The organism is Cytophagia bacterium CHB2, assembly GCA_030263535.1.
In the GTDB taxonomy this organism is placed as follows: Bacteria; Zhuqueibacterota; Zhuqueibacteria; order Zhuqueibacterales; family Zhuqueibacteraceae; genus Coneutiohabitans.
Map to the genome: position 1 here is coordinate 1 of SZPB01000200.1, position 11,900 is coordinate 11,900.

At 56.3% G+C, this 11,900-nt stretch carries 9 protein-coding genes; all 9 read left to right on the forward strand.

Annotation, left to right across the window (positions count from 1 at the left end; genetic code table 11):
- Positions 1 to 9 precede the first annotated feature (9 nt).
- Positions 10 to 699, forward strand: coding sequence for a DeoR/GlpR transcriptional regulator (locus FBQ85_18110; GenBank protein ID MDL1877049.1), 690 nt, complete (start codon positions 10 to 12; stop codon positions 697 to 699).
- Positions 700 to 745: 46 nt separating this feature from the next.
- Positions 746 to 1,789 (forward strand): SIS domain-containing protein, encoded by a 1,044-nt coding sequence (locus FBQ85_18115; protein MDL1877050.1) that lies wholly within the window; start codon positions 746 to 748, stop codon positions 1,787 to 1,789.
- A 9-nt stretch (positions 1,790 to 1,798) separates the two neighbouring features.
- Complete coding sequence (locus FBQ85_18120) at positions 1,799 to 2,743, forward strand: carbohydrate kinase family protein (protein ID MDL1877051.1); 945 nt, start codon at positions 1,799 to 1,801, stop codon at positions 2,741 to 2,743.
- A gap of 64 nt (positions 2,744 to 2,807) precedes the next feature.
- Entirely contained in the window at positions 2,808 to 4,133 is a 1,326-nt protein-coding gene (locus FBQ85_18125; GenBank protein MDL1877052.1) for a tagatose-bisphosphate aldolase, read from the forward strand.
- A 95-nt stretch (positions 4,134 to 4,228) separates the two neighbouring features.
- Positions 4,229 to 5,140 (forward strand): DMT family transporter, encoded by a 912-nt coding sequence (locus FBQ85_18130; GenBank protein MDL1877053.1) that lies wholly within the window; start codon positions 4,229 to 4,231, stop codon positions 5,138 to 5,140.
- The gene (locus tag FBQ85_18135; protein ID MDL1877054.1) at positions 5,130 to 6,845 is read left to right on the forward strand and encodes a T9SS type A sorting domain-containing protein; all 1,716 of its coding nucleotides are present in this window, start codon (positions 5,130 to 5,132) and stop codon (positions 6,843 to 6,845) included. The genes FBQ85_18130 and FBQ85_18135 overlap by 11 nt, the downstream gene beginning before the upstream one ends.
- 17 nt (positions 6,846 to 6,862) lie before the next feature.
- Positions 6,863 to 8,233, forward strand: a complete 1,371-nt coding sequence (locus FBQ85_18140) for a GWxTD domain-containing protein (GenBank protein MDL1877055.1) — start codon at positions 6,863 to 6,865, stop codon at positions 8,231 to 8,233.
- Positions 8,106 to 11,276 (forward strand): TonB-dependent receptor, encoded by a 3,171-nt coding sequence (locus tag FBQ85_18145; protein MDL1877056.1) that lies wholly within the window; start codon positions 8,106 to 8,108, stop codon positions 11,274 to 11,276. Before FBQ85_18140 ends, FBQ85_18145 begins: the two co-directional genes overlap by 128 nt.
- Positions 11,277 to 11,362: 86 nt before the next feature.
- A partial coding sequence (locus tag FBQ85_18150) for a hypothetical protein (protein ID MDL1877057.1) occupies positions 11,363 to 11,900 on the forward strand: 538 nt, incomplete at its 3' end.

Genomic DNA, 11,900 nt, shown 5'->3' on the forward strand with positions numbered 1-11,900 from the left:
GTTGTCGACCTGAGCCGTTTGCTGCAAGTCTCCGAGGTTACCATCCGCAACGACCTCAAAGAACTCAGCGAACGGGGATTGGTGCAGCGAACGCCCGGGGGTGCGGTCAAGAGCGGTTTGTATGTCTACGATGTTCCTCTTTATAAAAAGACCAAGCAACACCGCGGCGAGAAACAAAAAATAGCCGCTGCTGCGGCAGCGCTGGTCGACGAGGGCGAGATTATTACGCTCGATTCCGGCTCGACGACCTGGGAGATGGCCAAACTTTTGAAAAGCAAACGCCAGCTCACCGTCATCACCAATTCCATCCCGGTCGCAAGCGAATTGAGCACGGCTCCAAACATTCAGGTAATTGTGTCCGGCGGGTCGGTGCGGCGCGAGTCGCTTTCCCTGGTCGGGCCGCATGCCGAAAAATTGTTACGTGAGCACTTTGCGAGCAAGGTTTTTCTGGGCGTTGACGGTTTCGACGTGCATTCCGGGTTGACCACCCCGAATCTGGACGAAGCCCAGGTGAATCGCTTGATGGTCGACATGTCGCGCGAAGTCATCGCGGTTACCGATTCCTCCAAGTTTGGCCGACGTAGCATGTGCCTGATCGTTGCCACCAAGCGTATCCACAAAGTCATCACTGATTCCGGCATTCCAAAAGGAGATGCAGAGTATTTGCGCGCCAGCGGCATCGAATTGATCATTGTGTGAAATCCGAAGTCCGGTTTTTTATGCAGTGCAATATGTGGATGGATATATGGACTCTCTCACCTTGCAGGAGATCCTGAGCCAACCGGAGACGTGGAAAAAAGTTGTGCAGCGTGCCGCACAACAAAAATGGGAATTACGGCCTGCCGGCAGCCCAGCCGGTCCGCTGTTGTTTGTCGGTTGTGGAACTTCCTACTATCTGGCGCAAAGCGCTGCCGCCAGTTTTACCCGCATTTCAAGTCAATCCAGCCAGGCGCTTCCTTCATCAGAGGCATTTCTTCTCGCGCCCGCTTCTGTCGTTTCCTCAGCACCACGGATGGCGGTGGCCATCTCGCGTTCCGGCACGACCACGGAAACCGTGTGGGCCGCCAACCATCTGCGCCGGAACCTGCAGGTGCCGGTGGTCGCGGTGAGCTCCTGCGCCGATTGCGCCCTGGTGCGCGAAGGCGACTGGCACATCATCATCCCCGAAGCGCAGGAGAAGAGTGTGGTGATGACGCGATCGTTCACTTCGCAATTGCTGGCGCTGCATCTCGCCGCCGCCGCCGCCGCCAGAGCCAGCGATTTGACCGGCCAGCTTGCCGCACTTCCGCAGCGCGGCGCGCAGCTTCTGAAGGACGCTGCTGCGACGGTGCGCGCCGTTACCGATGACTCCTCCCTCGATCATTTCGTTTTCCTCGGCCAGGGAATTTTCTACGGCGCCGCCAATGAAGCCATGCTCAAGATCAAGGAAATGTCGCTGAGTTTTTCCGAAGCCTATCACACTTTGGAGTACCGTCACGGACCCATGAGCATTGCCGGCACCCGCACGCTGATCACTTTTCTGATTAGCGACGCCGGCCGCGAGCAGGAAACCCGCGTGCTCGCCGATATGAAGAAACTCGGCGCCCGGACTTTGGTGCTGTGCGGTGCGGCAGATGATCAGATTCGCCGCCATGCGGATCATCTCGTCGAGTTAGGCGGCAGTCTGCCGGAGGAAGTACGCTTACTGCTGTCCATGCCGCTACTGCAGCTCCTGGCTTATCATCGTGCTGTTGCCAAAAACTTGAATCCGGATGCGCCGCGCCATCTCTCGCAGGTCGTCACGCTCTAAAGGCCGACTATGAAAAAACTCGATGTCGTGGTAGTCGGTGAGCTTAACGTGGATTTGATCCTGGATCAAATCCAGGGATTCCCGGAACTGGGCAAGGAAAAAATCGCCAGCGCAATGACTCTGACGCTGGGCAGCTCTTCGGCAATTTTTGCCAGCAATCTGTCGTCGCTGGGCGCGCGGGTCGGATTCATCGGCAAGCTGGGGGAAGATGTTTTCGGCGATCTAGTGCTTACAAGTCTCCAAAAGCGTAACGTCGACGTCGGGCAGATTATCGTCCAGGGCGCAACCGGCACCGGCGCCACCGTGGCAATGAACTATGATCACCAGCGCGCCATGCTCACGTATAAAGGCGCCATGGATGAATTGCGGCTGGCGGAGGTGCGCTGGGACTATGTGCAGACCGCGCGCCATCTGCATCTGTCATCCTATTTCTTGCAAAGCGGGATCAAGCCTGATTGCGCGGAGCTCTTCAGGCGCGCCAAGGATCTTGGCCTGTCAACCTCGCTCGACACCAACTGGGATCCTGATGAACGGTGGGATCCTGAACTGTACGAGATCTTTCCTTACGTCGATATTTTTCTGCCGAACGAAGACGAGGCCATGCTGATTGCCACATGCAAAACCGTGGAAGCCGCTCTGGATAAACTAGCCCAACACGTGAAGACTGTGGTGATCAAATTGGGTAAAAGCGGCGCGCTGGCCAAACAGGAGGGCAAGATCTGCAAAAGTGACGGGTTCAAAGTGGTTGCGGTCGACGCCGTCGGCGCCGGCGACAGCTTCGACGCCGGGTTCATTTTCAAATGGCTGCAAGGCGGCGACCTCAATCAGTGCCTGCACTTCGGCAATATGTGCGGCGCGCTGTCAGTCACCAAAGCGGGCGGAACTGCCGCATTTCAAAGCCGCGAACAAATCGCGCAGGATTTCGAGAACTATTTTGGATACAAAGAAAAGTAGTTGATGCCGTGATCATCGTCATTTGATCTTCATCCTGAAGATGTGCAATCCAGAGACGGGTGAAATGGAAAATCCGTTGATACAGTTGGTGGCAGCGCAAAAGCAGGGACATGCAGTGGGCGTATTTTCAATATGCTCTGCCAACCGCTTTGTTCTGGAAGCCGCCATGTTGTTGGCAAGATCCGACCCGGCGGGACTGCTCATCGAAGCGACCTCGAACCAGGTGAATCAATCTGGCGGCTATACCGGCATGACACCGCAGAACTTTGCCGACTTTGTCGAGGCCATCGCCCATCGGATGAAATTCCGCTATGCGCGCGTGATGCTCGGCGGCGACCACATGGGACCGAATCCCTGGCAGCACGAACGCGCCACGGTCGCCATGGCAAATGCGCGCGAGCTGGTGCGCGACTGCATCCGCGCCGGATTCAGAAAGATTCATCTCGACACTAGCATGCCGTGCGCCGGTGATCCGCTGGATGCGCATGGCGCCCTGCCGATGAAGCTGGCCGTCGCAAGAGCCGTGGATCTTGCCAAAGTCTGTGAAGCTGCTTTTGCCGAACTCCCGCCCCATTCCATTGCTCCGGTTTATGTGATCGGCACCGAAGTGCCGCCGCCGGGAGGCGCCAAGGAAAAGCTTGCGCACGCCACGCCGACCAAAATTCATGACGCACAACAATCGATCGAATCGACGCGCCAGGCATTTTTCGCCAACGGTCTGGAATCGGCATGGCAGCGCGTCATTGCCGTGGTGGTTCAGCCGGGTGTCGAATTCGGCGAACTCTCGGTCATTCCTTATCACCGCAATCAGGAAACCGCGGCGCTGAAGGAACTCATCGAGCGCTACCCCACGCTGGTATTCGAAGCGCATTCCACGGACTATCAGAGCCGGCACGCCTTGCGCCATTTGGTCGAAGATCATTTTGCGATTCTGAAAGTGGGACCCTGGCTGACGCTGGCGTTCCGCGAGGCAGTCTTTGCATTAGAGCACATCGAGCAGGAATGGCTGTCCGGGCGAAAGTCGGTCACGCTTTCGCATGTGCGCCAGACGCTGGAGCGAGCGATGTTGGCGAAGCCGCAATACTGGCAGAAGCATTATCATGGCGACGAAAGGGAGAAGGTGATTGCGCGGCGCTTCAGCTACAGCGATCGCATCAGATATTACTGGAACGAGCCGGAGGTCGATGCAGCGCTGCGTGTTTTGCTGGCGAATCTCAATGAGCATCCCGTGCCGCTGACGCTGCTGAGCCAGTATCTGCCGGCGCAATGCCGGGCTGTGCAAGAAGGAAAAATCAAAAACGCGCCGGTGGATTTGATTCATCATAAGATCAACGAGGTTCTGGAAATCTACGCCGCGGCAACGCGCTCCGGGAATGATTCATTGAGTTGAACGGGCTAACAGGATTTACAGCATGCAACTCATTCTGAGAGTCCTGTGTTATCTTGTCAAGAAAATCAGCGAACCTTGAGGCGAGGAGGAAGCTTGTGAAATCACGGTTATGGCTGGTCTTTGCGCTAGTCACCACAACGTTTTGGGGATTATGGGGCGCACTCATCGAGCTTCCTGAAAAAGCCGGCTTTCCGGCGACGCTGGGCTACTCGGTCTGGGCGCTCACTATGATCTTGCCGGCGTTGGTGGCTTTGTATGTCATCAAGTGGAAGCTGGATTATGATCGCCGCTCGATCCTGCTCGGCACGTTGATTGGCCTGACCGGCGCCGGTGGCCAGTTGATCCTGTTTCAAGCATTGCGCATGGGACCGGCCTATCTGGTGTTTCCGATCATATCCTTGTCGCCGGTGGTGACGATTCTCCTCGCTTATGGATTGCTCAAGGAACGCGCCCACAAGATGGGGTGGGCCGGAATTGTTTTGGCGATGATCGCCATGCCGCTGCTTTCCTATCAACCTCCGGGCAACTCCGGGGCGAGCGGCATTCTGTGGGCCGTGCTGGCATTTCTGGTGTTTTTGGCCTGGGGCATCCAGGCCTACTTCATGAAACTCGCCAATGTGACGATGAAGGCTGAGAGCATATTCTTCTACATGACGGTCACCGGCCTGCTGCTCATCCCCTTCGCTGTGTGGATGACGGATTTTTCGCAGCCGATCAACTGGGGCTTCCGCGGCCCCTACCTCGCGGCGATGATCCAGATTCTGAATTCCATCGGCGCGCTGTGCATCGTTTATGCTTTTCGCTATGGCAAGGCGATCATCGTCAGCCCCTTGACCAATGCCATCGCGCCTGTGATCACGGTTATCATCTCGCTCATCATCCATCGCACGGTTCCGCATAATTTTGTGTTGACCGGCATGGTGCTGGCGCTCATCGCGACTTTTCTCATGTCCATCGAAGAGGAAGCCAAGCCGGCCGCTGAAGCAACAGTTCAACATGTTGCGTGATTCCTTTGCCATGCCTTTTGTGCAGAATTCCGCCAAGCGGAGAATCGATCTGTGCCTGGGGTTGGTGTTCCTGTGGTCAACGCTGTGCTTCAGTCAGAATGCGGGATCGCTCCCCAGCATCACACCCGCGTCCGACTATCTGGTTTACTACGGCGGGTGGAATGCGACAAAGGTTTTGCAAGCGCAATATTTCGATCTGGTGATCCTTGACATTCGCTCCGGCATTACGCCGGCGCAGGTGGCCGACATGCGCAACGGCCTCGACGATCTTGCCGGCACCGGCGATGACGTCATCGTGGTCAGCTATCTTTCCATCGGCGAGGATGATGACGGCCAGCGCGCCGGCGACGGTCGCGGCCCGGTCTACTGGAATGCGCAATCAGGATCGCCCATTTATCAAAATCGCGGCGTCGCTTCGTGGTATGTCGATGATGCTGACAAAAACGGCAGCCCTGATCAGAATGGCGTTTGGGGAAGTTTCTATGTGAATGCTGGTGATTCGCTCTGGCAGAAATTTGTTCGCACCAAAGCTCATGGCGCAGATGACATCATCAACCAGTGGAAATGTGACGGCCTGTTTCTCGATACCATCGACACCGCCTCGCCGTGGGCGGAATATCACTGGACGGCAGCCGGCATGTCGCAGTGCATCGCCCGCCTGCGCGACTGGTATCCGCAGGCGGTGATCATCGGCAACCGCGGGTTGTTTTATTTCGATCCGGCGCAAACGGCCTCATACGCACACAATATTCGATCTTATGTGAATGCGATCATGTTTGAATCCTATTACACAGAATGGAATTGGAGTTCCGGCAGTGGCGGCGTGAGTCCCTACTTTGCGGACAACAAAACCTACTGGGCGCAGCGTGTGAATACTGAAGCGCAAAAAAGTGACGGCTTCACCGTGCTCTGTCTCGATTATCTCAATCCGGCGCAGGCGGATTATCAGCTCATGTTGGAGAATCAGGTGCATGAGGCCATCGAGGTTCAGGGCTGGACTGATGCGGTATCGAGCATCATGCTGGATGAGATTCGTTATGACATTTATCACCAGCATACGCCCGACCTCAATCCCCCAACGTGGAGCAAAACCGTGGGCCTGCGACAGGCGAGGGTGGAATCAGATCAAATCGTGGTGCGGTGGAATCTCGCCGATGACCGCCACCTGCCGGTGAACTACAATCTTTACTACAGCACCGCTTCTCCAATCGATTTTACCACTGCAACCCGGCTCTTGCATATCGAAGCGGAAGCCGCGGCCGGTTATGATCTGCAATTTGCCGTCCCCGGGTTGATCGATTCAGCGATGTATTTTTTCGCAATCCGCGCAGTTGATTCACTTGGAAATGAGGAGGCCAACCGGGTTGAAATCGGTGTCGTGTTCGGCGGGACGACCGGAGTCGAAGCAGCCAAGAATCCCGAGAGCTTCCGCCTGCATCAGAATTTTCCGAATCCTTTCAATGCGGGCACGCGCATCGAGCTGGAGGTGCCGCCGTCTTTTGCAGAGGAGATTGTTCTGGAGATTTTCGATGTGGCCGGCGGCCTGGTGCAGGAGCTGCGGCATCCGGCGGCTTCGTCGAGGCGAATTTTTTTTCAGTGGAACGGCGAAACTCTGGCCGGAAAGCGCGCCGGCAGCGGCATTTACTTTTACCGCGCCTCCCGCCGTAGCGGGACGGCGACGCGCAAGATGGTTGTGGTGCAGTAAGCCCTGGTGCTGAAAGCATGAACAGACGACTGAAAAATCTGGCGGTTGGTATTCTGCTATTTGGGGTGGCCGAAGCCCTGCCGGCGCAGGAAACGCCACGCTCTGAGGCGGAATTCGCCCTGCCTAGCTGGAGTACCGGCGCGCTGTCGTTTGTAGCGGACATTTACCAGTTCGAAGGCCGTGGCGGAAAGACTGCAATAGAGATATCCTATGCCGTTGATCTTTCCCAGTTTGTCGCGCAACCGTCACCAAGCCAATCTCAGGTGCTCGATCTCGGCATCATCCTGCGCGAACCGCGGGGCAATGCCGTGGTTGATGTTCATGAGCGCCAGCCAATTACGCTGTCCCGCGACAAGGCAGACGGAGTTTTTTCATTCATTAATCTCAGGCGATTTGAGTTGTCGCCGGGCCCGATGGCGCTGCAAGTGTCGATGCGCGATTCGGTTTCCGGTCGTGAAGGCATCCTGAACCAGGAATTTGTGGTGCGAGATTTTGGCAAAATTTTTTCCCTCAGTGATCTCATGCTGTCTGCGCAGCTTCAAAAGGCGCAGGGCAAAAGTGTTTTTGAAAAAGGCGGTTTGATCGTGGTGCCGCTGCCGTCACGATCAATCTCTGTCGCCGACTCATTGTCGCAGCTCTTTGTGTATTTCGAAATCAATAACATGAAATATGCGCCGGCAGAGACCTCCTTCTATGGCATCCGCTACGAAGTTCACGACGCGCGACAAAATCGAGTTTTTGCAAATACGCGGACGCACCTTCCCAAAGCCGGCAACAACAGTTCACGGATCGAAAAGATCCCGGTTGCCGGCTTGACTCCGGGCCGCTATCGACTGTCCCTGCGGGTAACTGACTTGGCAACCCAGCAAGCCTGCAGCGCGGCTGTGGATTTTGCCTGCACACCCGGGCCGCAGACGGAGGCGATGGTTCTCACCATGACCGCGGAGGATATTCAGAAATACTTTGACCAAATCAAATACGTGGCCACCGATCGGGAGAGGAAAATCTACTGGCAGCTTTCCGATGAGGGCAAACAGAACTTTGTTCTCGAATTCTGGAAGTCGAAGGATCCGACGCCCGGGACGCCGGAAAATGAATTCATGATGGAACATTTCCGGCGCCTTGCCTATTGCCGGGAAAAATTTCCCGGCGGCCTGAACTCGGATATGGCGAAAATTTACATCAAGTATGGATCACCCATGGAGGTGAGCCGCGACGTTTCCACTGCCAAGATCAACCGTCCGGTGGAGATCTGGACCTATGCGCTGGACGGTAGAAGAGAGTTTGTGTTTGTGGACCGCACCAGTGACGGACGCTATGTGCTGGTGCATTCCAATCACCCAGCAGAGTACAGCAATCCGAATTGGATGGAAGACTTTGCCAACTGAAGGCGAGAAACCAAAGCAACCTCTTACAAATTTAAGGAGGCGGAAGATGAAACTCCACAGGTACAGGACCGCGATAGCAATTCTATTGTCGCACGTCCTGCTGGTGGCGATTGCCGGTGACGGTTGGGCGGCCAACACCGGCAAGATCGCCGGACGCGTCACCGACCGTGAGACCTCAGAGCCTTTGATCGGTGTCAACGTCGTTGTCGACGGCACCACTATGGGAGCGGCCACTGATGCGGGCGGCAATTACACTGTGCTCAACCTGCCGCCGGGCATTTACAGTGTCCGCGCCTCCATCATCGGCTATGGCCAAGTCGTGCAGGAGAAGGTGAAAGTCAGCATCAACCAGACCACCACCCTGGATTTCGCCCTGTCGCAGCAGATGCTCGAGGGGGAAACCGTGGTGGTGCAAGCGTCGCGGCCGGTGGTGCAGTTGGACGTGTCCTCGAGCCAGCGCATCGTCACCGCCGAGGCGATTCAAAGCCGGCCCCTGGATAATTTCGAGGAAATCCTCGGCACCGAGATCGGCATCAGCCTGTCGGCCTCAACCGAAGGCTCAGGTCTCATCGTGCGCGGCGGCCAGCTCAATGAAACCGACATTGTGATCGACGGGCTTTCGACCAGAAACGAGCGGACGCAGCAACCGATGACCAATCTCAGCCTCACTGCGATCCAGGAGGTTGAGATTCTGACCGGTGGATTTAATGCCGAATTCGGCGACATCCGCTCCGGCCTGGTCAATGTCATTACCAAGGAAGGAAACCTCGACCGCTACACCGTCAGTTTCGACGGCAAGATCAGGCCGCCGGCTCGCAAGCATTTCGGTTCCAGCCCGTTCAGCATCGAGGGGCCGTTCTGGCAGGTCTATGCCGGCGCCAATGCCTTCACCGGCGTCTCCCAGGACTTGGTGGACAGCAAGGCCTACCCGTTTACGTTCATCGGCTGGAACGAAGTGGCCAGGCAGTTCCTGGCAGATACGGATCCGAGAAACGATTACACACCGCAGGAACTTCTCGAGATCTGGAAATGGCAGCACCGCAAGCGCGATTACGCCGACCAGCCGGATTACATTGGCGACCTCTCGATCGGCGGCAAGGTGCCCTTGACCAACGTCGCTTTTCTGCTGTCGCAACGTTATGAAAACCTGCAATTGGTCTATCCTTTCAGCCGCAACAATTCTGTTGCCAGCACAACCTTGCTGAAGTTGACCAAGCGCCTGTCGCCCTCGATGAAGCTCAGTGTGAACAACACCTACATTTTCGTTCGCGGTGTCGATGGTTCGATCTACGACGACACGGTCGGCATGATCACCGGCACGCGGGAGGGAACGGAGTATGCGCGCGACGCGCACTTCTGGAGATACATCTGGCACGATGCCAATTTCAATCCGATCGAAACCCGGCAATACCGCGGCGGCGTCACGCTGAATCATTTGCTCAGCGACAAGACCTTCTATGACTTGCGCCTGGAATTTACCGACTTCCGCACCCGGCAGGAACCGATCAGCCTCAGAGACACCACGGGCATCAAGCTCATCGGCGATACCTGGTATGATGAAGGCCCGTTCGGCTACGTGGGCAGCGCCCTGGGCGGCGGCATCACCGAGAAGTACGACATCCTTGGCGAGTTTCTGATGTCGGGCGGCGGCCGCGGCCAGGATCATTCCAAGTACCGCGGCGTCAGCCTGAGCATGGACATGGTATCGCAAGTCAACCGCCACAACGAAGTGAAGATGGGCTTGATGTTCGAGTACACTAGCTTCCGTGAGCGGCGGGAAATCAACCATGGCGCGACCACCACGCCGGTGACTGAAGCGCCGTGGCTCTGGTGGTATTACAATGAATCCCCCATCAAGCTGGCGGGCTATGTGCAGGACAAGCTGGAATTCGAGGGCATGGTCGCCAACGTTGGCTTGCGCCTGGATTACTACGACACCCGCACCAGCGCCTTCAATCTCGATCCTAATTTTATCTTTGCAAACAACCCCTACACGCTGGAGGCCTACCGCGCCAACAACGGCACCTTCGCGAATCTGACGACTTCGGAAAGCTCTTACAAGCTCTATGTCAGCCCGCGCGTGGGAATTTCGCACCCGATCAGCACGACGAGCAAGATCTTCTTCAACTACGGCCATTTTCTCCAACCGCCGGTTGTCGATCAGCTCTTCCTGGTGCGGCCGAATTCCACCGGCCGGGGCGCCGACCTTCCGAACGTTGCCGCCGAATGGCCGCGCACCATCGCTTATGAAGTCGGCCTGGAGCAGGGTATCGGCAGGGATTTTCTGATCCATCTGACCGGTTATTACAAGGATGTTTCCGATCAGCTCAGCGCGCAAAACATCGTTTCGTTGGACGGCGAGAACGACATCACCACCTATGCGAACAACAGCTATGCCGACATCCGCGGCCTGGAACTGAAACTCGAAAAGCGCTTCGGCGACTGGTGGTACGGCTGGGCTTCGCTTGAGTATCTGACCAGTAGTGAAGGCCGCACCGGCTATCGTTACCTTTACGAAGACCGCCAGTTGGCGAATCGCCAGCGCGAGACCGCCTCGCAAATCAAACAGAAGGGCGTGCCCTCCGTGACTGCGAACATTTCATTCCGGACGCCGGCCACTTTTGGACCCAAGGTTGTCGGCCACAATATTCTGGGAGATTGGCGGTTCAATATCCTGCAGAACTGGTCTGACGGCGGCGAGTCTCTGTTGAATCCCGATGCGCCGCTCAAAGAGCAGATCTGGGTCGAGGTCATCGATTATGCCGATACCGACATTCTGCTCGAAAAGCGTTTCCAGTTCAGCGCGAACCGTTTTGGCCTCTACATGCAGGTCAACAATCTGTTCAACAACAGAGGGTTCCCCAACCCCTTCAACTGGAACCAGTACATCGATTCCCTGCATTTTCCGCACGAGACCGGCTCCCAGAAAGGCAACGACAAGCTCGGCGACTGGGACAAGCCCTACATCAATTTGGGTTGGAACACCTGGTCGCAATTTGTGAATCCTCGCGAATACTACGTTGGCCTGCGGGTCGAATTGTAAGCGCGTCCGCATGCGAATACCGAAAGAAGGTTTGGTCAAATGACCTCAACACACTCGACATTCAAGTTATGGATGGAGGTACACCCATGTTGAAGTTCTGCAGCCCTTCAAGGATTCATGCGTTCTGCGCATGCTGTGCGCTGCTGTTGGTCGGTCTGGCAACGACCACGCTTCTCGCACAAACCAGAACGCATAATCTGGGCGATTTTAAATTGCGGATCGAAGCCGGAGAGATTGTCAACACCAACGACGTGCAGCCAACCGGTGAATGGCCGCAGGATCATTTTCGCTATGCGCATATCGTTTTTCACAACACCGGGCATGTAGTGGGAAGTTGGGTCGACGCCGAGGGCGCGGTTCATGCCAAGGAACAGTTCATCGGCGGGCCGGTTTCGTTCAACGCCGAAGCGCCCTATGGACTCCGGGAAGTGAGGCGCTACGAGCCTCCGGAAGTCTGGGTCTATGCCAACGGCGAGTTGCAATTATCGTCGCGACGATTCAACGGCGAGGTCGACCCGGCGCTGCCGGCGGACATGATGATCGAAAACCGTTACAAATCTGCTCCCGGGTTCGACGTGCTGAAGCGTTCCTACTCCTTCTCCAATCCCGATCATGATGACTATG